The sequence below is a fragment of the Paraperibacillus marinus genome (genome assembly GCF_046237605.1).
GTDB classification, from domain to species: domain Bacteria; phylum Bacillota; class Bacilli; order Bacillales; family DSM-1321; genus Paraperibacillus; species Paraperibacillus marinus.
In genome coordinates, this window is the sequence record NZ_CP143542.1 from 2,520,618 (window position 1) to 2,540,456 (window position 19,839).

The window sequence follows — 19,839 nt, forward strand, 5'->3', positions numbered from 1 at the left end:
TTTATATGGATAATTCAACAACCTGGGTGAGGTTCCTCGGCTGATCGGGATTAAGTCCCAGGGAAAGCGCCTTATAATAGGCCAGCAGCTGCAGCTGGGGCATACAGGCGGTCATAGCTTCGTCTACTGTGACCCCGGAAGGAAAGTCAATCGAGATATCACCCTTCAAAGCGGGCCCGGAACAGCCAAAAACAATCACGGTCCCCTTTTTATTCTGTATATCCTGAATCAGGGCCTGATCATATTCCTTCGAAAGATCACTGCTCAGCAGAATGACCGCGGTCTTCTCATCGACGATGGAGATGGGGCCATGCCTGAATTCGAGGCTAGAATAACTTTCACACGCAACCTGGGTCATTTCCTTCATTTTTAGCGTCGCTTCCTTCACGATGCCATGAAAGATGCCGGGACCAAGAAAAATGAATTGCTGAAATCGTTTATCTTCAGCAATCGGCTCCATGATATCCTTGCCGGCGAGCTGTCTCTTGGCGAGTTCCGGCGCCCCCGCAAGGGCCTCCTTCACTGCCTCATCACCTGCAATGGCCGCAGCATAAAGCTGAAGGGCATAGAGCATACAGGTGAACGACTGGGTCATCACAACGCTTTTCTCCTGAATGAAATCAAGGAGAATCACATCATCGGCAAGTTCGGCTGTTTTACCATCCGGGCTGCAGGTGACAGCGAGTGTCTGGATGTTTTCCCCGCCCTTTATGCTTTGCAGCGCCTTAACGGCCTCGCTTGTCGTGCCTGAACGGGAAATGACAATCATCACATATTTTCTTCCTTTTGAGAAAATGCTTTCCCGGTCCATGAAAATTTCCGAAGCCGGAACTGCTGCTGCCATTCGGCCTGTTGTCCGCTGAAAGTATCTGGCGGCTGAATGTGCCAGATAAAAAGATGTCCCGCAGCCTGTAAAGAGATAGACGGTATCAGAAGATTCTTTTTTGAATTCTTTATTCTTCATCCATTGTGATGTTTTCTGCATGGCCTCATGCTGACTCGTGATTTCATTCCAAGTATGAGTATTCATAGGCTCTCTCCCTTCTTTTAAAGCGGCTCATATCAGCCTTTATATCAGTTCCGTATAAAACCGGCAGCGGTCTCCCCTGACAATCGACTTACAATATTCCACAGGCTGCTTCTGTTCATTGTAGGCCACCCTCTCGAGCAGAAGCGCCGGACTTCCTACCTTCACTCCGAGTTGAAGTGCTTCATATTCTAAAATGAGTACGGGTTCAAAAGTTTCCTTGGCAGACGTGACATGGATGTTGAATTCTTCTGCCAAAATGTCATAAAGCGGGACATCACCGATCCTTCTCATTTTCCCTATGTCATCAGCCAGTGTGCACGGCAGATAAGAGGACTCCAATATGATCGGCTCATCTTTCGCACACCTGAGGCGTGAGAGGAGGATGACTTTGTCTTCCCTTTCAATCTTGAGCGCATTGGCAACTTTCTGCCCGGCTTTCACGATCTTGAGTTCGAGGATAATATCCCTGGGCTCGAGCCCCTTTTCCTTCAGCACCTGGCTGAAGCTGTAGAAACCTGAAAGTGAATGCTCGATTTTGGGTTTATTGACGAATGTCCCGGTTCCCTGCAGGCGGTAAAGCGCCCCCTCCTGCACAAGATCGTCAATGGCTTTTTTCACCGTATTCCTGCTCACATTATATTGATCAACCAGCTGGTGCTCGGACGGTATTTTATCACCAGGCTTCCAGGTGTAATTCTCGATGTTCTCCGCAATGATTTCCTTCAGTTGGTGATAGAGCGGCACAAAGCTTTTTGGGTCCAGCATTTTCATATCTTCTTCTCCTTATGTTTCCATGATGATTGCAGCGGTTTTTTTCTTAGATGGCGAGTCCTGCTTTTTCAGCGGCTATCCGCCGGTTAATTTTTTCTCTCATCCCAAGGAGCCATTCGGGACCTTGCGGATATTGCGTAAAGGTGATGGGCTCATCCAGCCCGCTTTCAAGCATTTCTATCACTTCATCCCTGCCGATCAAACCACCCAGCAGCTGCAGCGCCCTCAGATCCTGCAGCGCATCAAAGAACACCTCAAGCCGGATGGATTCGACAGCTCCTTCCTCACCGGGATAGACAAGGAAAGGATCGCCGGCCGGAAACCCGTATCCGGCATCGGTGTTGCGATACGGATCAATCCTGCTCCGTGACAGCCTTGAGAACCAGAAATTATAGCCCCAGTGCAGGAAGCCTTTGATGTTGAACTTATACAGCTGCATGCCGAGGATCCGGCTGCGTGCGGAAGGGAAATTAATAAAGCGGTTGGCTGTCTTTTTGTATTGTTCACAGCAGTAATACGTCCATAAATCTGGTACAGCCTGCTGAATGAATTCCTCAATATGGTCGCTTGACGGAATCGGGTTACGGACGATCCCTGACTTATAAAATTCAAAATCGGACAGGGCATCGATTACGGGAAAATCAGCCAGATATCGATGGATGATTTCACTTGCCTTTTTATAGGAACCGAGATGCTCCTTTCTCGGTTCATCCGACACATGGAAGTATACCTGCTTTTCCAGGTTCCTTGACTTTATAAAGCCGATCAGCTCCGGTAAAAGCTGTGACAGGAAATGGGTATATTCTTCACCGGCAGCATCTGTTTCCCAGCCGAAGATCCTGTGATAGCTGCCCTCTTCCGTGGCCATGATCTTTGGCGCATGTCCCGCTCCCCACTGGGTGAAAAAGTGGCTGAATTCAAAGAACTGAATTCCTCTTTCACTGCATAGATCTATCCATTTCTCGAGAAGCTCAAAAGAGAATTCATAGGAGTCATTTGTTTTCTTAACACCTACGAGCTGGACCGTCGGCCTTTCCGCTCCCGGTGCTGTATCGAGCGGCGGAGTGAACAGGGGCGTAAGGATCATGTTCACTCCGTGGCCCGCTGCGGTTTTGACATAGGATCCGATCAGTTTCCAATGTGCTTCACTGAATACGTCCACATTGTAGTGGACAGCCAGGCAGTCGGAGTGGAACCACTCTGTATGAATCAAGGTCTGCTCTGGCAGGCTTTCGCCGATCACTTCCAGTACAAAGGTCTCGGCTGCCAGAGGACTGCCGTCTTCCGACAGAAACAGAATTTTGATAGGATGCTCTCCACCGGCAGAATCCTCAGGAATTGTCACAGTCACCCATAGTGCCCGCCACTGATCCGGGAACGCTGTCAGTCCCTCTTCCTTCAAGGGAAAGAGCGGGTCCGGATACAGGCCGGGCGTTGTGCGGATAACATCGCTGTCCTGATCATGGTAGCCGGTCAATTCCGCCGGGACGAGGCCGGCCTCCCTGAGCATGACAGACCCGCCGAAAGCTGATTGTACTGAAACCGACATCTTGCCGAGCTGTCCCCTGTTCCTGTAGGCAACCTGAAAGGAATAGACCTCACCAAGCAGCGCTGTTCCGCTTTTGACTGACGGCGCATGCAGCTCCTCATCCGCAAAAACTTTTACCAGTGAACTGATGCACCTTGTGTCCAGTAGTAACTCGCCTTTTCCCATGCTTCTCCTCCTCAAATAAAGTTATCCGATCGAACTCTATAAGTTGAGTGACTATGTATGTAACGCAAGTATAGCCTTGACAGGTTGATGGGTCAACCCGATTTTTGAATATTCAATAAATTTGTCGAAAAAATAAAACCGGCCCTGGGGCCGGCTTCGTTCTGGATTATTCGTTTTCCATCTGGGAGTTTTTCATGGATTCAGTCATCCGCCAGTAAACGAACAGGCTTATCGCAATACATCCAGCAACATAATAATAGAATAGTGATTCATGGCCGATATTTTTCAGCCAGAGTGCGATGAACTCGGCTGTCCCGCCGAAGACGGCCACTGTGATGGCATAAGGAAAACCAACGCCAAGGGCCCGGATTTTTGTCGGGAATAATTCTGCTTTTACGATCGCATTGATGGATGTATAGCCAGTGACGATAATCAGGCCTGCCATCATGAGCAGAAAAGCGGTCAATGGGCTGCCGGCCTTTTCCATCAGCATGAATAGCGGAACCGTCAGCAGGGTGCCGAGGATTCCAAAGCCCATCAGGAGCGGGCGGCGTCCGATGCGGTCCGATAATCCCCCAGCAAGCGGCTGAAGGACCACGAATACCAGCAGGGCTATGAAGTTGATCCAGCTGACCTGATCTTTTGGGAGTCCCACTGTATTGACCATGAACTTTTGCAGATAGGTTGTATAGGTGTAAAAGGCAACCGTGCCTCCGAGTGTAAGGCCCACAACGGTCATCACAGCCTTCGGATGCTGCATCAGCACCTTCAGGGTCCCTGCATTCTCACGGCTGGTGGTTTTCATTTTTTCGAATTGTTCAGATTCATCCATCGTCCGGCGGAGCCACAGGACAGCCAGTGCCCCAAGTGCACCGATGGCGAACGGAATCCGCCAGCCCCAGGAATTCATATCCGCTTCACTCAGGATCTGCTGCAGGATAATCTGAACTCCGAGTGCAGTCAGCTGCCCAGCCACCAGTGTGACATATTGGAAGCTGGAATAAAATCCGCGACGGCCGCTGCTGGCCATTTCGGATAGATATGTGGCCGATGTCCCGTATTCTCCTCCCAATGATATTCCCTGAAGAAGGCGGGCTGCCACTAGAATGACCGGGGCCCAGATTCCGATCGACTGATAGCTCGGCGTTAGCGCGATGATGAGCGATCCTCCTGCCATGATCGTGATCGAGAGCGTGAGGGCAGCCCTCCTCCCATGCCGGTCTGCATATCGGCCCATAATCAGGCTGCCAATCGGCCTCATCAGAAACCCGACTGCAAAAATAGCCGCCGTGTTCAGGAGCTGGGAAGTGGAATCTCCCTGCGGAAAGAATTCTGCTGAAAAATAAACGGCAAAAGCCGAGTACACATACCAGTCATACCATTCAATCAGGTTCCCTACGGATCCTTTAAAGATATTAGCGGTAATGCGCCTTGAATCTGCTTTTTGTACGGATGATTTCATTTGTCTCCTCCTGACTCGGACTGAAATTGAATGAACAAAATAAAACATTAGTGCGAATAATTATTATTTTCTCATAATGTTTTGCAAAAGTGAATTTTGGAACTCCCATTACAAAGACATGAAAGCAAAAATAGAGAAAAAGACCCGGGAAATAGGGGACTGTCCCCCATTTCCCAGAGCCATCTGTCAACTCTCCCAAGGCTTACAGGGTAAAAAGACAGTTGGGAAATGGAGCCTGGCCCCATTTCCCAACTGTCTATCTTTTACATTTGTTCCATAAAAATAAAATTGAAATCTGCAGAGATTTTGTGTATGGGGATCTTTTTTGGCAGGATGTGTGTTATGATAGGGGAGAATGAAAAATAGGGTAATAGACTTTTTTTAGTCATCCCTTTTAAGGGACGGTGAATCAAGAATGGAAAGGATTAGTGTTTTTCTTGACGACATCCGGAATGCACCCGATGGCTATTTAAGGATTGAAACAATTGATGAATGTATCGACATTCTTCAAAGATTTGAGATTGAGCATTTATCACTTGACCATGATTTGGTCAGCAAGCATAGAAATGGGACGCTTTTAGTTGAGATGATGATTCAGAAACAGCTGTATGCCAACCGGATCACCATTCACTCAGCCAATGCCCCCCGCGGGAAAGCGATGTACAACTCTTTCAAACAGGCGCAATTGGATTCGCTTATGCCCCTCTCTATCGCCATATCATTACGCCCTCTTCCCCTTTGGTCTTATTCAGACTCTGTGGTTAAATATTATGTAGATACGTTTTAATACTGGAGCGCATGTTAATATGACATGCGCTCTAAACAGTTTAATAGGCTCATTGCTTCGGAAATGAGATCAATATCATTCTTGATATCCTTTTTCACATGGTCATCAGAACAAGCGTCATATTCCCGGTGCAAGATCAAAAGCTCTCTGTTGAACAATATACACTCATCCACCATGCTGATCCTCTCCCATTATTTAATTAATTACTATACACATTCCCTATCGGCTTGCATAACTAAACAATTTATTCATTGTAATTATTTGGATGTTCTCTCAGACCTTATTCCTGGTACTCTTCAATCGTACTCTCAGCTGCATTATATACCTCAGACTTATCACCTGAAAGCGTAATCATCCATTCATCATTGGTTTTGTTGAGCAGCAGCTTAAAAAATCCTGCCTCCCGATACCTGCCGTCGATAAATTTGCTCTTCAGCACCCCTTTCATCGGCAGAGAACTGAAAACCTCCCTATTATTTCTTCCTTTTCACCCTTTCTGTAGCTGGTCATCAGCCACGTTCCGTCACCGCCGTTAGAGACCATTATGTAAGATGAGCTGGAGACCCGCCAGCCATACACCTTGTTCCGCTTCAGCATGGCCGCGAACTTTTCATCCGGCACTTCTTCCGGCTCTGCAACAGGAATGACAAATTCATCGGTTACTTCCTTTTGTGTTCTTCTGCAGGTCCGCTTAACGTGCATCCTGCCAGACTTGCTGATAAAGCTGCGAGCATGACTGTTTTTATATCTTATACACCGCTCCCCCATTCCCTTCTATATTCACAGCATTTTTGACAGTCACCCACACCATTTTAATGCCTGGGAGATTCAGTCTTTATTTCCGCGAATAATTTCTGTCATTTCCGATTAATGGTACTGCAGAAAAGTTTTCAAAGAAAAATCCCCTCGTCAGTGAAGGGGATTGGTCTATTAATCTATTTTTTAATTTTTAGAGTCTGGCCGACATAAATGCGGTCGCTCTTCAGATTGTTCAGCTTCTTGAGATCGGCTACTGACATCTTCACTTTTTTGCTGATGCTGTAGAGGGTATCACCTGACTTCACTTTATAAGCCGCTGTCTGCTGTACCGGTTTTCCTGCCTGAACAGGAACCTTCAGCACCTGCCCGGCTTTAAGTGCGTCAGTCTTCAGGTTGTTCAGCTTTTTAAGCGCTGCAACCGATGTTTTATATTTAATGGCGATCCGGTAAAGATTATCACCTTTTTTAACGGTATAAGTACCGGTCTTAGCGGGTGCCGGCTCTTCCTGATCCAGCAGGTACAGCATGTCCTTGCTGAAGGTGATTTTATGCTTTGACTTGTAGGCGGAGGCTGCCTTCTTGAAGCTTGCGTCCTGTGCATCCACATATTTGGTCATCGCCTTGAACGCTTTGTCATGCTCTGATTTTGAGATGTCGCCATTCAGAAAATCGATGGTATCGATTTCAAAGTTATACATTTCGACAAGGCTGTTATAAATATATTCGTCCATAGTCTGGATGCCAGCGTTATACTTGCTGAATTTTGCATCATCATCCAATGCACCGCTAAAATAGGTTAGATACTGGTCATACAGTTTCATGGCTTCTTTCTCAGTTTTTGCATTTTGCACTTTTTTGGCATAGCTTTCCACCGTACGGAAAATCTTGGCGTAATGAGCCGAGAACGTGTTCAGCTCTGTCTGGTATTTGGATACCTGTGCTGCTGATACCGATACCTGTGCTGTTGGAAGTGCTGCCGATCCTGTAAAGATCAGGGAAGCGGCCAAAAATGATGCGGCCAGTCCTTTTTTGGTTACCATGGATTCATTCTCCTTGCATGTATAATTTTGAGGTTTTTGGGTTTATATCCCTCTCAAGAATAGCATATGGAAAATGAGTCGAATACTGGTAAAAAATGATAATTGCCGCCTTATTTTTCCGAATTTCGCCTGCTGTAAGATTCCAGATAGGCAGCGTGACGGAACTGCAGGATTGGGTCTGGTGTCAGCTCGATTCCCTCTGTCATGATGGTCGGATCAAACAGCAATTCGTCATCTGCCGAGGCTTTTCCCATAATGGTGAGGGTGCCGGCGATGACCTGCTGGGAATCCCCCGGCCAGGCGGCTGTCGGATCATCAACCGGATCATCTTCCCCGCCAATCTGGATCGCCAGGCTGAATGAGACAGGGCCGGCTGACAGACGTTCATCCATCTCCTCATCCAGAAAATGCGGGCGGTCCTTCAACGTTTCCGTTTTGGTATACTCGGAAATGCCCCCCTCTGGCTTCCAAATAAACTTCACTGCCTGCTTCCGCCCCTCCTCTGTTACCAGATAAAAAGCATGAATGGAATAATATTGCGCCATTCCGTAGCTTGCAGGCATCCTTACTTCTTTAATCATGCTGTAAAAAGATCTGCTTTCAGGATAATCCTTGATTATTTTGGCAAATGCCTCGATATCCGGTTTTAACTCCTTCACAGAAGCAGCCGCTTTCATAATGTAATTGAAGGCTTTAGGAGTTCGGGCAAAAAAGACCGGTATGGTCGTGCAGACCAGATTCGTGATCCCGCCTCCCGGCAGCTGAAATTGCACCGCCATTCCCTTAGGAGGCGTGAGCCAGTCAGAATGAAAGGGATTGGTGGAACTATTGGAAAAACGGACAACAGCCCGGGTTTCGGTATTCCGCAGATGGGATGCTGAGGTCAGCGCCGCCGCCCTGCCGCTTGGAGTAAATATTGCTTCATACGTCTTTCCCCTTGCATGCGCTCTTTTCAGCCCCGGGTGTCTGCCGCCAATTTTTTCAATCTGGTCAATGGATTCAGCCGCAAGCTCGTTATTATGTATCAATGGATTTCCCCCTCTTCTTTTATGGAGTACTTTACCCTAAAAAGACGTAAACAGCACCGGTATACGCGAGAAATGAAAAGGCCACCATAAACGGTGCCCCATTGACTCATTCCAATTCACCTATAAATCATATTTCTCCTTCATAATAGAATTCATCTTCATCTGTGATATATTCTTTAAAACCCCATACCTGCATATCATCCGGAACAATCACTCCCCATTCTTCTTGAATGTTTCTTTCTTCAGAAAAACGCAGCCATTTTTGATGGGTCTCATCTCTTTCAAAGAAAGTATCAAAGTAAGATTTCCCTCTGAATATGATGATTTGTGAATCCCACAGGCTGGGTAAATTAATCGCAGTTACAACCCGGTAATTTTCCTGGTCATCCGGTTTAATTCCTTTAAGATGGTCCGCTCTTTCTAAAAGAGTTTGAACACAAAGCTTTCTGACTTTAAATGGCGTTTTACTGGAATCTACAAATCCTTGAGAAGCCGGCAGGTGCATATGCCAATAATCATTGAAAAAATCCATTGGAAAGTCCAATGTATTCTCTTTGATGTGTCTTACCATATCTTTAGATTTTCGATTAATCCCACGAACTTTTTTTTCCCGCATATGTCCTCCTCCTTTTTTTAGCTTTCCTGCCGTTTGGAGTAAATATTGCTTCTTAAGGCTATCCTCTTACATGCGCTCTTCTAAGCCCGGGATATCAGCCGCCTAATTCTTTAATCTGGTCCATGAATTCAGCGAAAATCTCGTTATAATGTATTAAATGATATCCTCGTCTTCTCTTTTGTAGTGCACCCCCCTCGATAAAACATTGATCATTGTTTTAGGCTCTTTTCGCATAGATAAAATACTCTTCAGGAGGCGGTTTCTCCATGGTTAAAGACATCTATGCATATTTTCGGACTTAACTAAAGAAGAGCAAATTCAACCATTTATCCTTTTAAAAGAAGACTTCATCGATAATGAAGATACTGATATGAAAGATGCGTTCACAACGATTAGAGAATCCCGTTTTAAAGAGGGATTAGGCTGTATTCATTGTGGAAGTGTAAAAGTAAAGCGAAATGGCAAGTACAGAGAGAGACAAAGATCTATGTCGTGACTGTGGAAAGTCTTTTAACGACCTATCCAATACACCGATTTCAGGAACACGTTATCTTGGTAAGTGGGTGAGTATTTTCAAATGATGGTGGAAGGATACAATGGGCAAGTCATTGCTCAGAAGGCTGGAACTGGTCGTGTAAAAGCAGAAGAAATTGACGCGGTTATTGGAAATTATATTGACCCGTCTTCTTTGTTGTGCACGGATACCGCCACGAACTACAAGAAACTTGCACTCATCAAGGCACTGAAGCACGAACCCATCAACCTGAGTAAAGAGGGGTATTTCAAAAAAGGCATCTACCATTTGCAAAACGTTAATAATTACCTAAACGTTTAAAGGGGTGGATGGATAGGTTCCAAGGAGTGGCTACTAAGTATTTGGACAACTACCTTTACTGTTCAACTTCCTACAGCAAAGTAAGAAGTTGGCTGAAAAAGAGCAGATAAACCAAATGCTCCTCAGTGCTTGCCAAAATTCGACTGGTATAAAGGTTAACTATTTACGAGAGATATAAAAACAGTCCTTTAATTGATAACTGCTCAGTTCACTGGGATATTTCTTTTTATACGATTTTCAAAATTGCAACTCCAATTCCCGTTACAGCAATTCCTGTAATAGCAGTAAGTAACACTGTTCTTAAACGCTTAGTGTTCACCCAAACTGTTATTCCTCCAATAATCGTAAATATAATACCAAAAAATATAGATGCAAAAGGATTAGTTGGAGTTATCCAATCATACCAAGACAAAAAGTCCATAAAACCCACCTCCATAAATTAAACACATCAAGTTTTTTTCATTACACTTAATTTTCACCTATACCTTAAACTGTAAGAGTCTTTGAATATATAATACCATAAAAGGTAAATTAATCCTGACAATGTCCTAAAAGCAACCAATGTTTACGAAAAGAGCCTTGTTCTAAGACGGAAGGATTATTTCCGTTAATTGTATAATTATATTTTAAACATAAAAAAAGCTGTTAGGAGAGCAATCGAATTGAATAATAGTGATGCAACAGAGAAAGAAAACTTTAAAGTTGGCTGTGAAAAATTTAAACTAGCGGGGGAAATATTTGATCAAGCTGAAGGTTATTATCATGGAATAGAAGGAAAGCAGCAAGATTATGGAGAAGCACATAAATTATATGAAAGGGCAGCTTTTCTGGGATATGGAGAGGCATACAGAAAATTAGGGAGTATGTACGAACTTGGTGAGGGGGTTAAAAGAGATTATAAACTGGCTCTCATTCATTATAAAGAAGCTGTAAAGTGTGGTGACATAAAAGCGAATGCCCCCATGGCGCTTTTATTATCAATTCCTGTCACTGAAATTTATAACTATGAAAATGCCATTTTGTGTTGGAACAGATACTTTCTATATATAAAAGAAAATGGTATAGATGAACTTGATCCCTTTTACATGTTTGATTATTTATTACAACTTGTAAAAAAATCTGTTCCTATACAATTTACCGAAGTTCTTAGCTTATTTAAAAATGAAATCCTTGATAATATCGAGCAGAGAATAAAATATCAAATAGTGAATGATCCTGAGTTGGTTGTAAAAACAAAAGGAGTCAAAGACCTGGTGGAACATAATTTTAAACTGAAATGATTCTGTATGTTGAACTTAATTTCTTTTGAGTCGGCCATGAATCTTTTTTGCTGTCTTCTCCCGGATTATCTAAAAATATTATACTGCTGCAAGTATATCCGCTCACTTCAAAGGTAACACTCTACTAAATAATTCAATCACGTTAATTCACTCATTTTAAAATGGCGTGCCTGTTCACACGCCATTTACAGTGCTATATTTTTTCATACTATGGAACCTTTTCAAGCAGCTTCACAGCCCCTGACTAAGGAATCCTGATCGGTGTATGGAAATCACGCGAGTCCTTATACGACCTGTAGGCGATGGCCGGTTCTCCTTCATTCATCCCGTCCAGCTGGACGATCCGGTTTCCTGCGGTTTCCATATAGAAAGAGTATGGAAGCACATCCAGACGGTAAAATTTATACTTCATGCCAAGCAGCTGCCGCTCAGTTGATCTGGTTTCGGGATTCACCCTGATAAACTCGGCGAGCTCGCTGACAGTGGTAGATGGAATGTCGGCCATCGTAAAAAACGTTCCTTCAGATTTGCTTTCACTTTATTTACTGCGGTCTTTGCTTTCTGCTTGATCCTTCCTGTCTTACCCATTGAAATCACTCCTGTTCAAGTCATGTTAGGGTGGTTACCAATTTATTCCCGGTATGAATGAAGGTAAACAGGCTGAACAGGAACGATTCATTCTTTTCCCTTTTTCCGGAAACATCCCGTGATATATATGGCTGTTATAAAACCGATGAGAAACACGGTATCCATCATGAATTCGGGGATTTCAAGCATAAAGGAAGCAGCAGAGACGAGAAAAAGAAAGGCTGAAAGAATGAGGAACGCTGTTTGTTCTCCCCTAATATTTTCCCCCTTCAATTGAAGTCATGAAAAAGCCAAAGAAAAAGAGCCCTTATGAAAGAGCTCCCTTGCTTATTCCGCTGTCCTTGATCAATTTATAGCCCTTCTCATCCATGATGGCATACATGCATTGCTGGAAGGACTGGAAGCTGTCGGCATCAAAGCTCACTTGCTTTTCCACGATCGACTGGGCCATTTTCGAACCGATGCCCACAAGGCTTGCCTGGACTCCCATGAGCCGGAGCGCCTTGATCATATTATTGATACCATTAACCTCGAATGGCTCCAAAGAATATTCGAATGAGGAGAAATCGAGGATCATAGAGGTTATCTGGCTTTTTGCGCAATACGACAGAATTTTCATCTGCATGGAATCCAGGCGGTGTTCGGTCATCCGGCCCATGATCGGAGACAGAGCCGCAAATGGGAGGACTGTCTGGAAAATTGGTGTATCAATTTCATCCAGCAGGTCCTGTCCTTCCTTGATTGCATTTTCATATAGAGAGACGTCACTCCAGGTGATGATGAAACCGCTGCGATTTCCTGCCTCATTTTTTATTTCATCAATGGCAAAATCGACCGTAAATGTATCGAACAGATTAACATGTGCTTCTATAGGAAAAGAATCACCGGTTGTCATCCGGGTCGGGCTTTTTCCAACATCTATAGTCGTAATATCCCTGCCAATTAAGTCCTCTATGTTTTCTATTCCCAAAAAAGGCGCTACCTGTGTAAGGAACACCTTTCCCTGTTTATTCATCCAGGTTAATTCAAACTTCTCATTTGTTATGAATATATTATCATCTATTTTATCAAGCAGCTCATAAACACTTACATTTTTCAGAACATCAAGCATACTTAAAGCACCTGCTTTCCGACATGCCTCTTCTCTTTTCGACATGCATCTTCCATTATAAAATAAAAGATTATCAATTCACAAGAAATACTGCAGGTTTTAAATGTGATTTTTTCCATTTCCCCTGCCATTTTTGCCTATGAACCAATCGAGCAGGAGGGGGCGACTAACCCCCGGCCTCTCACACCACCGTACGTACCGTTCGGTATACGGCGATTCCATCTAAGTGAAGGTTTCGTTTATCCAGTCCATGCTCCACCCTCCAGAAGTCCTCCGTGAAATTCGCCGCTTCCTCCTCTGGCAAGTCACAAGGATTGTCTTTGTTCAACACATGTACTGTATGCCTGAATTTCACTCTTTCTTATTGGTTCAGCCCTTCCCCTATCGTCTCGAGAAGATAAAGTACTATTGCCTCGGCTGACTTCTGGCTGTTCAGCTGCCCTGGACAGGTACCAGGGGTACTTGGCATACCAGCCAGATCTCCCCGGGTAAGAGTGCAATCTTTCCCTCCACCTATCTGCTTCACTTACTCAGAGCCACCTCCCGGCAGTAAGGGCTTTATTTTGTCTGGCAGACTCACCCAATGACTCTCAGCCTTATATGAAGTTCGTCCTCAGACAGGAGGTTTGCCGCCCGCTTCCTTCAGATTCCAAGTCGCCCTGGACCCCCTTGTGTTAAGCTAACCGTTACTACTGCCTTCACGGCTCGGGACTCACACCCTATAGATAGCACCCATGCCGGTCGCACCAAAAAAAGAGAAGGAATGCATCAATCCTCCTCTTCCAAATCTTCTTCAAAATGTTCTGTATCGATCAAGTGCTCCCAGTTATGCTTCGTCATATTTTCCCAAAAACGCTCACGAAAGCTCATGTTCCTTTCCTCCTCCAGCTTTTTATTCTATCTAGATTTATACCCAGGAAGCTGAAGATTCAAGCTATATTTATTAGGAAAATCCTTTATTTTCTTATTGATGAAATTGCCTCTCAATCTCTTTAATCATCATTTTTTTAAAAGTTCCATTGATATACAAATTAAGCTGAATGATTAAGCAGATTTTTTCAACTCACGTCTGCCCCTCTGTCCAAGCTGTATGGTAAGAATGAGCGCCCCTGTGGTCAGGACAGCAATCATGGCAATGACACCCGTCCAGCCAAACCGGCTGTAAAAGACGCCGCTTCCTGTTCCGCCGATGCTTGCGCCGGCATAGTAGAAAAATAGATATAAAGAGGCAGCCTGGGCTTTATCATGAGTGGAGACGAGTCCCACCCAGCCGCTTGCGATGGAATGAGCCGCAAAGAAACCAAATGTGAAAATGGCAAGTCCCAGAATCTTGAGCCAAAGATCTCCACCAAGTGTCAGGCAGGCACCTACAAGCAGGATTCCCAGGGACAACAGGAGAACTTTACTTTTGCCATACACATCAGAAAGCATGCCCATCCATGTTGAGCTGAACGACCCGACGATATACACGATGAATATGAAACCGACGAGTGTCCCGCTGAGAGAATACGGCGGACGCGTCAATTGAAAGCCCATATAGTTATAGAGCGCCACAAAGCCGCCCATGATCAAAAAGCCGATCAGAAACAGCTGAAGCAGAGCACGTTCTCGAAACTGGCTGCCCAGCGAACGGACTAGTTTCCTAATCTTCAGTTCCCTAGGTTTAAAATGACGGGATTCCGGCAGCCCCTTCCAAAAAATGATACTTGCGAGAAAGCTGATGATTCCCAGTCCGGCCATGGCTGCATGCCAGCTAAAAGTATCCGTCAAAAAGCCGCTTACAATCCTTCCGGCCATTCCCCCGATTGAATTCCCGCTGATATACAATCCCATCGCGAGTCCAAGGCTCGAGGAATCCATTTCTTCCCCGAGATAGGCCATGGCCGCGGCGGGCAGTCCGGCAAGTGTAATTCCCTGCAGGATGCGCGCCAGAATCAAGATATGGAAATTAGGTGCAAAAGCTGTCAATATGGAGAGGATGGAGGACAAAATCAGGGATACCGCCATGATGTTCTTGCGGCCATAAACCTCTGATAGTGAACCTGCTATCAGCAGGCTGAAGGACAAAGCCACCGTTGCCGCTGAAAGGCTGAAGCTCGATACCGCCGGTGAGATGTGGAATTCCCCCGATATTTCAGGCAGCAGCGGCTGCATGCCCCAGAGGATGGCAAAGGTGCTGAAGCCCCCGGCAAACAGAGCGAGTGATGCACTCCTGAAAATAGGGGTGCCGCGCTTTATATAAGTCATAGATGCTGCTCCCCTCTTTAAGCGATGTTTTGTATGAATATAGATGATTGTACCGCCCAGGTTATGGAAGGGCAAACAGCAGGATTGAAAAAAGGGCTGAAATCAGCCCTTCTTGTTCTTGTATTCATTCAGTCCATCACTGTCTTTTATTACCTTAATTTTCTCCCGGTAAGGTTCACAGCGCTGGTAGAACCGGTGTTTTCCTTCAGTTTCAAACGATCTGCTCCATTTGAACATATTCAGGAATATGCGGACTGTCGGTTTATAATGGCAGGTTTCAAGGCCCGCCTTCTGCCGCAGGAACCGCCGGATTATCCGGAAGGTACGCACTTTATGGCTTGTATCAAGGAGCAGGATGAGATCCGCTTCATGGAAGCTCGCCGCCATCCAGTCATCGTTATGCACACCCTCCATGATCCATGCCTGCTTGCTGAGGATGTCACCGAGAATTGCCTTCCGCTCTTCCTCGGTCCTCCTTCGATCGCCATCCGGTCTCCGTTCCCACATCACATTATCCAATTCATAATAGGGAATTCCGAGTTCCTCTGACAGCATTTTGGCAAGCGTCGTCTTGCCGCTGCCAACGGACCCAATGATATGTATCTTCCTTTTAGTGAGCAAAAGCAATCATTCCAGACTTTTCGTTTTATTGACCAGCCGTTTCATTGCGCACCCTGGCGGCTGTTCTTTCTCTCTGCTTCCAGTCCTCTGCAAGCATCCCATACACTGCGTGGTCCACATAATGGTCATACAGCCATTCCGCCTGGCGGATGCGCCCTTCTTCCATAAAACCAAGACGCTCCGGAATGGCCCGGCTTTTCCGATTGCCATATGCCGCTCTGATTTCCACCCGGTTCAAACCCAATTCCCCAAATGCATATTGTGTTAAGGCACCCGCTACCCTTGTCATGATTCCCTTGCCCTGAAATTCCTGACCGAGCCAATAGCCCATCGATGTTGTCCGGTGTGTCCAATCAAAATGATGGAAGCCGGCTGTGCCAGCCATCTGTTCCTTGTATAAAATGGCTGTTGTCAGACTCCTGTTATCTGCAAATCCCTGCAGCCCCGTCCGGATGAACTCCCTGGAGTCTTCCACATTCCGGGTGAAATCCAGCCATGGCAGCCATTTCTTTAAATAATCCCGGGAACGGTCTGTCAGAGCAAAAAGTTTTTCTGCATCCTTTTCCTCCAGGACTTTTAATGATAATTCATCATCTATTTTATGAATGAACATCGTATTCACTCTCCTTCATTTATAGAGCCCACACAAGCTACGGCCCTCTCTTTCCTAAGGTTCAACCTCGATCCTTCACTTTTTCTGGCTTTTTAGTGTCTAAAACAAAAGTATTCCCCTCCGAGCTCTCGATGGTCTGAATGAGTCTGAGCTGTGCCAGGCCGGGATTGTTCTCTAGCAGCAGGGCGGCATTTGCCAGGCTTCTCAGCACGGCGGTTTCTCCACGTGCTTTCTCTAAGGCTGCCTGCGCTGCCTTTTGGGCTTTTTTCTGTTCAAGATAGGCTTTCTTAAGTTCACTTGGAAGCATGATATCTTTTAAGTTTACAGATTGAATGGAAAGCGGGGCAAGATTCGGCTCTTCCCTCAGCAGATTCAGCATGTTTTCAGAAATCTCTTTCCGGTTCTCGAGGAGACTGTCGAGCCTGGAGGAGGCAATCACTTCACGAAGCTTATATTGGGCAATGAGACGGAAGGATTCTTGATAATCCTCGAACTGTGACAGGAGTGCTTTTGGATCCAGGATTTGATAGTGGACTCCGAAGCTGATTTTGACACCCAATAGATCTGCTGTAAGTACTTCCTGTCCGGAAACCTGAAGGACAGCAGGCCTCATGTCGAACACTTCGATCCTTGTCACAGCCTTAAGGTATGTATATCTGCCGGGGCCGATCAATCCACTCCCAGAACGCCCGCGCTTAAATCTTATTCCCCCCTGGTACTCATATATGGTAACTCCGCCTACAAATAATCTGATCATATACCAAACGGCTGCTATCGATATAGAAGCAGCGGTTATCAGTAAAAATATATCGAGCATCTTCATCCTCCTTTTTCAAAAAGTGGAAGAACCGCGGAAGGCAGCAGGCTAAAAGGCAATGGAGGTCTTAACCTGCATGATTGCCTGGCGGTAAGCTGCCAGCCGCGGAACCGTCAATTGGGCTTCGAACCCAGACACTGGTCCCAGCGGGAAGCCAGTCTGCCATCAGGAAATGCGTACTGGCGACAGGCGGCAGGGATTCTGCTGCCCGGCCTTTCATTTCCCTGTTTTTCTATTTTAGCAGGGATTTCCAGGGATGAAAATAAGATTAAGAAAATTCAAACTATAAGCCTGTGGTCCCTATTTACCCTATAGGTTGCTTTTTTTCCGCTAAACGGTCAATATTAAGGAAGTACGCTAAAAAAGATACGTAGGTGATGATCATAATAGAAGTCAAACAGTCTCCGGTGAGTGACGGGGAATTCAATAGAGGGGTATTTGCGACAGAAGATATCTCCAAGGGCACATTGTTCCATGAGGCTCCTGTGCTTTCTTATCCAAACGAAGAACATAAATATATCGAAAAAACGGTTCTCGATGATTATGCGTTTGAGTATGGCAAGAACCATTCTGCCATCCTGCTCGGCTACGGCATGCTTTTTAACCACTCCTATGAGCCGAATGCCACGTACGATATCAATTTCGATAAACACATCTTTGAATTTTATGCCTACAGAGACATAAAAGCAGGTGAAGAAATCTTCATCAATTACAATGGTGAAGTCGATGATCATGATCCGCTTTGGTTCAATAAAGAAGCAGAAAGTGATAACGAAGAATAACAAACAATCCCGCTTATGGTTCATGAGCGGGATTTGCCTAATCCAGCCTATTTTATGAGTGGACACTCACAGCCCCGGCTGCCGCCTACATATCATGTAGAAGCAATCAGGGGGTGTGCTTAGAATGAAGCATTTATATGAAGAAATTCCCTCACAAAGAGAGCTCCTTGACCTTTGGGAAAAAGATGCGTTGGATACATTTGCAGCTAAAATGAAGAGCAGGGAAAAACCCTTTCCCTGCATCCCCGCCACGATTGGATTTTCCTCCAATCACCTGCGCTACGGCTTTGTCAGTGATCCAAGAAGGAAAGAGTCAGCTGCGGAAGCCGCATGGCTTCTGCGTGAATATACGGAGAACTCAAGGGATTTTGGGAACTACACCTCCCTCATCCTATTTTATGAAACGCCCCGTGACATGAAAGAAGGATACACTGTCGAACAATTCGAAGAGCTGTTCTGGCAGCAGCTAAATTTTTTGAATGACAAAGACGTAAAAAAGTGGCCCGGACACATACCGGAAAGCCCTGATAACCCAATCTGGGAGTTCTGCTTCCATGGCGAGCAATATTTTATGTACTGCGGCACCCCCGCACACATCAATAGACAAAGCAGGTATTTTGACTATTTCATGCTCGCCATTACCCCACGATGGGTTCTGCAGGAGTTTATGAAAAATAAGACTTTTTCAGCCCGGATTAAAAAACAGGTAAGAAGCAGGCTGGCAGATTACGATTCAGTTCCTATCCATCCTGATTTAAATACGTACGGCTCCGGTGATAATTACGAGTGGAAGCAGTATTTTCTCAGAGATGATGCCAGCGCACCTCCACAGTGCCCGTTTCACCGGTTTATGAAAGCCAGGAAAGAGTAAAAAGCACAAGGCTTTCCTTGTGCTTTTTACTCTTTGGACTTACCTTCTGTTAAAGGGGGTGGATTGTATAAAAGGGCTTTCGATTTCCTTTCCAGGCGCTTCGCTTTCCGCGGGGCTGGCGGTGAGCTACGCTCATGTTGGTTTCACCTTCCAATACGGATTATCAAATCCCTTTTGAACATCAAGGATCAGAAGCGCTGTTTTTTTATCTAATACGTACATGCAATTCTCCATCCATTGGCATTTTTCACAGTATGTGAATTTAGGGAGAATTTTTTTCGTTTGTACCTGCTGCCCTTATGAGTTTTGATTATCTTCATACCATACTAATGCTTTTAGTTCCATTTCTTTTACAAACACATCTTTACCTTTTATGTAAGATTCAATATCATTAAGAAATTGCCTTGCCAGCTTTTCTTTTAATTCTCCGTAATTCTTCATCTCTAATGGATGCGACATTAAATAGTCTCTAAAAGCCAAGTGCCTTTTTATTTCATGACTGCCATTCTGATAGATGTGGAGGTGGTGGGAGCGTTGATCCCCTCCTTTTTGAAAATATCTGCGGCCACGAATTCCATTTTCGCCTTTAGGTTTATATCCAAGGTTCTTCATCTCGATGTTATATGTATCTACCTTATTAATGTCTTTAACAACAGGCATTATGTCTATTATCGGTTTTGCACTTAATCCTCGAATAGAGGTACTGCCAATATGATATATATTTATCATTTCATCCCCAAGTACAAGATTGATTTTTTCAGCCTCTTCCTTAAACATTTGAGACCATTTTTCATTGTATGGACATACTTCCACATTTCGCACTTTATCCTCTCCAAAGGCCAATTTGCTTTACTCTTTTCGTAAATA

At 45.1% G+C, this 19,839-nt stretch carries 22 protein-coding genes and 1 pseudogene; 5 read left to right on the forward strand and 18 right to left on the reverse strand.

All coding sequences use genetic code 11. From position 1 onward, the window contains the following. Window position 1: 1 nt before the first annotated feature. The 4 genes from V1498_RS12750 to V1498_RS12765 all read right to left on the reverse strand — a co-directional run bounded on the left by V1498_RS12750 (window position 2) and on the right by V1498_RS12765 (window position 4,977). The gene (locus V1498_RS12750) at window positions 2-1,030 is read right to left on the reverse strand and encodes an SIS domain-containing protein (protein ID WP_409294102.1); all 1,029 of its coding nucleotides are present in this window, start codon (window positions 1,028-1,030) and stop codon (window positions 2-4) included. A 39-nt stretch (window positions 1,031-1,069) separates the two neighbouring features. Next, complete coding sequence (locus tag V1498_RS12755; RefSeq protein WP_409294103.1) at window positions 1,070-1,801, reverse strand: GntR family transcriptional regulator; 732 nt, start codon at window positions 1,799-1,801, stop codon at window positions 1,070-1,072. Between the two features lie 46 nt (window positions 1,802-1,847). Continuing rightward, the gene (locus tag V1498_RS12760; RefSeq protein ID WP_409294104.1) at window positions 1,848-3,515 is read right to left on the reverse strand and encodes a DUF4091 domain-containing protein; all 1,668 of its coding nucleotides are present in this window, start codon (window positions 3,513-3,515) and stop codon (window positions 1,848-1,850) included. 166 nt (window positions 3,516-3,681) lie between these two features. Continuing rightward, window positions 3,682-4,977 (reverse strand): MFS transporter, encoded by a 1,296-nt coding sequence (locus V1498_RS12765; RefSeq protein ID WP_409294105.1) that lies wholly within the window; start codon window positions 4,975-4,977, stop codon window positions 3,682-3,684. A 415-nt stretch (window positions 4,978-5,392) separates the two neighbouring features. Here V1498_RS12765 and V1498_RS12770 point away from each other — a divergent pair, with 415 nt between their 5' ends. Further along, window positions 5,393-5,764: a cyclic-phosphate processing receiver domain-containing protein gene (locus V1498_RS12770; protein ID WP_409294106.1), complete on the forward strand. Its 372-nt coding sequence runs from the start codon at window positions 5,393-5,395 to the stop codon at window positions 5,762-5,764. Between the two features lie 280 nt (window positions 5,765-6,044). On the opposite strand, the gene V1498_RS12775 is transcribed toward V1498_RS12770, so the two are convergent. The 5 genes from V1498_RS12775 to V1498_RS12795 all read right to left on the reverse strand — a co-directional run bounded on the left by V1498_RS12775 (window position 6,045) and on the right by V1498_RS12795 (window position 9,207). Further along, on the reverse strand, window positions 6,045-6,203 hold the full coding sequence (locus tag V1498_RS12775) for a hypothetical protein (protein ID WP_409294107.1): 159 nt from the start codon (window positions 6,201-6,203) through the stop codon (window positions 6,045-6,047). 5 nt (window positions 6,204-6,208) lie between these two features. Beyond that, entirely contained in the window at window positions 6,209-6,466 is a 258-nt protein-coding gene (locus V1498_RS12780) for a hypothetical protein (protein ID WP_409294108.1), read from the reverse strand. 233 nt (window positions 6,467-6,699) lie between these two features. After that, the gene (locus V1498_RS12785; protein WP_409294109.1) at window positions 6,700-7,563 is read right to left on the reverse strand and encodes a LysM peptidoglycan-binding domain-containing protein; all 864 of its coding nucleotides are present in this window, start codon (window positions 7,561-7,563) and stop codon (window positions 6,700-6,702) included. Window positions 7,564-7,673: 110 nt separating this feature from the next. Continuing rightward, entirely contained in the window at window positions 7,674-8,591 is a 918-nt protein-coding gene (locus tag V1498_RS12790) for a catalase family peroxidase (RefSeq protein WP_409294110.1), read from the reverse strand. A 127-nt stretch (window positions 8,592-8,718) separates the two neighbouring features. Continuing rightward, complete coding sequence (locus tag V1498_RS12795) at window positions 8,719-9,207, reverse strand: DUF3916 domain-containing protein (protein WP_409294111.1); 489 nt, start codon at window positions 9,205-9,207, stop codon at window positions 8,719-8,721. Between the two features lie 266 nt (window positions 9,208-9,473). On the opposite strand from V1498_RS12795, the pseudogene V1498_RS12800 reads away from it, so the two are divergent. Further along, window positions 9,474-10,220 (forward strand): annotated as a pseudogene (locus tag V1498_RS12800) (IS1595 family transposase). A 48-nt stretch (window positions 10,221-10,268) separates the two neighbouring features. On the opposite strand, the gene V1498_RS12805 reads toward V1498_RS12800, so the two are convergent. Next, window positions 10,269-10,463, reverse strand: coding sequence for a hypothetical protein (locus tag V1498_RS12805; RefSeq protein WP_409294112.1), 195 nt, complete (start codon window positions 10,461-10,463; stop codon window positions 10,269-10,271). A gap of 241 nt (window positions 10,464-10,704) precedes the next feature. On the opposite strand from V1498_RS12805, the gene V1498_RS12810 reads away from it, so the two are divergent. Next, window positions 10,705-11,322 carry a tetratricopeptide repeat protein gene (locus V1498_RS12810; protein ID WP_409294113.1) on the forward strand — a complete coding sequence of 206 codons (618 nt, stop codon included), beginning with the start codon at window positions 10,705-10,707 and terminating at the stop codon, window positions 11,320-11,322. 244 nt (window positions 11,323-11,566) lie between these two features. Here V1498_RS12810 and V1498_RS12815 read toward each other — a convergent pair whose 3' ends face one another. The 7 genes from V1498_RS12815 to V1498_RS12845 form a co-directional block, all read right to left on the reverse strand. Then, window positions 11,567-11,827, reverse strand: coding sequence for a hypothetical protein (locus V1498_RS12815; RefSeq protein ID WP_409294114.1), 261 nt, complete (start codon window positions 11,825-11,827; stop codon window positions 11,567-11,569). A 390-nt stretch (window positions 11,828-12,217) separates the two neighbouring features. Continuing rightward, entirely contained in the window at window positions 12,218-13,021 is an 804-nt protein-coding gene (locus V1498_RS12820; protein ID WP_409294115.1) for an STAS domain-containing protein, read from the reverse strand. Between the two features lie 361 nt (window positions 13,022-13,382). Then, complete coding sequence (locus tag V1498_RS12825; RefSeq protein WP_409294116.1) at window positions 13,383-13,547, reverse strand: hypothetical protein; 165 nt, start codon at window positions 13,545-13,547, stop codon at window positions 13,383-13,385. 518 nt (window positions 13,548-14,065) lie between these two features. Beyond that, on the reverse strand, window positions 14,066-15,268 hold the full coding sequence (locus V1498_RS12830) for an MFS transporter (RefSeq protein WP_409294117.1): 1,203 nt from the start codon (window positions 15,266-15,268) through the stop codon (window positions 14,066-14,068). A gap of 102 nt (window positions 15,269-15,370) precedes the next feature. Beyond that, entirely contained in the window at window positions 15,371-15,889 is a 519-nt protein-coding gene (locus V1498_RS12835; RefSeq protein WP_409294118.1) for a DNA topology modulation protein FlaR, read from the reverse strand. A 25-nt stretch (window positions 15,890-15,914) separates the two neighbouring features. After that, window positions 15,915-16,502 (reverse strand): GNAT family N-acetyltransferase, encoded by a 588-nt coding sequence (locus tag V1498_RS12840; protein ID WP_409294119.1) that lies wholly within the window; start codon window positions 16,500-16,502, stop codon window positions 15,915-15,917. Window positions 16,503-16,563: 61 nt separating this feature from the next. Continuing rightward, on the reverse strand, window positions 16,564-17,319 hold the full coding sequence (locus tag V1498_RS12845) for a slipin family protein (protein WP_409294120.1): 756 nt from the start codon (window positions 17,317-17,319) through the stop codon (window positions 16,564-16,566). Between the two features lie 383 nt (window positions 17,320-17,702). On the opposite strand from V1498_RS12845, the gene V1498_RS12850 reads away from it, so the two are divergent. Next, on the forward strand, window positions 17,703-18,101 hold the full coding sequence (locus V1498_RS12850) for an SET domain-containing protein (RefSeq protein ID WP_409299271.1): 399 nt from the start codon (window positions 17,703-17,705) through the stop codon (window positions 18,099-18,101). Between the two features lie 124 nt (window positions 18,102-18,225). Next, window positions 18,226-18,972, forward strand: a complete 747-nt coding sequence (locus V1498_RS12855; protein WP_409294121.1) for a YqcI/YcgG family protein — start codon at window positions 18,226-18,228, stop codon at window positions 18,970-18,972. Between the two features lie 297 nt (window positions 18,973-19,269). Here V1498_RS12855 and V1498_RS12860 read toward each other — a convergent pair whose 3' ends face one another. Further along, window positions 19,270-19,794 (reverse strand): GrpB family protein, encoded by a 525-nt coding sequence (locus V1498_RS12860; protein WP_409294122.1) that lies wholly within the window; start codon window positions 19,792-19,794, stop codon window positions 19,270-19,272. Between the last annotated feature and the right edge of the window lie 45 nt (window positions 19,795-19,839).

Excerpts from the sequence above, each read along its gene's own strand:
- V1498_RS12785 (WP_409294109.1), bottom strand. The coding sequence starts at position 7,563 with ATGGTAACCAAAAAAGGACTGGCCGCATCATTTTTGGCCGCTTCCCTG.
- V1498_RS12755 (WP_409294103.1), bottom strand. The coding sequence starts at position 1,801 with ATGAAAATGCTGGACCCAAAAAGCTTTGTGCCGCTCTATCACCAACTG.
- V1498_RS12845 (WP_409294120.1), bottom strand. The coding sequence starts at position 17,319 with ATGCTCGATATATTTTTACTGATAACCGCTGCTTCTATATCGATAGCA.
- V1498_RS12750 (WP_409294102.1), bottom strand. The coding sequence starts at position 1,030 with ATGAATACTCATACTTGGAATGAAATCACGAGTCAGCATGAGGCCATG.
- V1498_RS12760 (WP_409294104.1), bottom strand. The coding sequence starts at position 3,515 with ATGGGAAAAGGCGAGTTACTACTGGACACAAGGTGCATCAGTTCACTG.
- V1498_RS12855 (WP_409294121.1), top strand. The coding sequence starts at position 18,226 with ATGAAGCATTTATATGAAGAAATTCCCTCACAAAGAGAGCTCCTTGAC.
- V1498_RS12765 (WP_409294105.1), bottom strand. The coding sequence starts at position 4,977 with ATGAAATCATCCGTACAAAAAGCAGATTCAAGGCGCATTACCGCTAAT.
- V1498_RS12830 (WP_409294117.1), bottom strand. The coding sequence starts at position 15,268 with ATGACTTATATAAAGCGCGGCACCCCTATTTTCAGGAGTGCATCACTC.
- V1498_RS12780 (WP_409294108.1), bottom strand. The coding sequence starts at position 6,466 with ATGCACGTTAAGCGGACCTGCAGAAGAACACAAAAGGAAGTAACCGAT.
- V1498_RS12815 (WP_409294114.1), bottom strand. The coding sequence starts at position 11,827 with ATGGCCGACATTCCATCTACCACTGTCAGCGAGCTCGCCGAGTTTATC.
- V1498_RS12795 (WP_409294111.1), bottom strand. The coding sequence starts at position 9,207 with ATGCGGGAAAAAAAAGTTCGTGGGATTAATCGAAAATCTAAAGATATG.
- V1498_RS12805 (WP_409294112.1), bottom strand. The coding sequence starts at position 10,463 with ATGGACTTTTTGTCTTGGTATGATTGGATAACTCCAACTAATCCTTTT.
- V1498_RS12770 (WP_409294106.1), top strand. The coding sequence starts at position 5,393 with ATGGAAAGGATTAGTGTTTTTCTTGACGACATCCGGAATGCACCCGAT.
- V1498_RS12820 (WP_409294115.1), bottom strand. The coding sequence starts at position 13,021 with ATGCTTGATGTTCTGAAAAATGTAAGTGTTTATGAGCTGCTTGATAAA.
- V1498_RS12840 (WP_409294119.1), bottom strand. The coding sequence starts at position 16,502 with ATGTTCATTCATAAAATAGATGATGAATTATCATTAAAAGTCCTGGAG.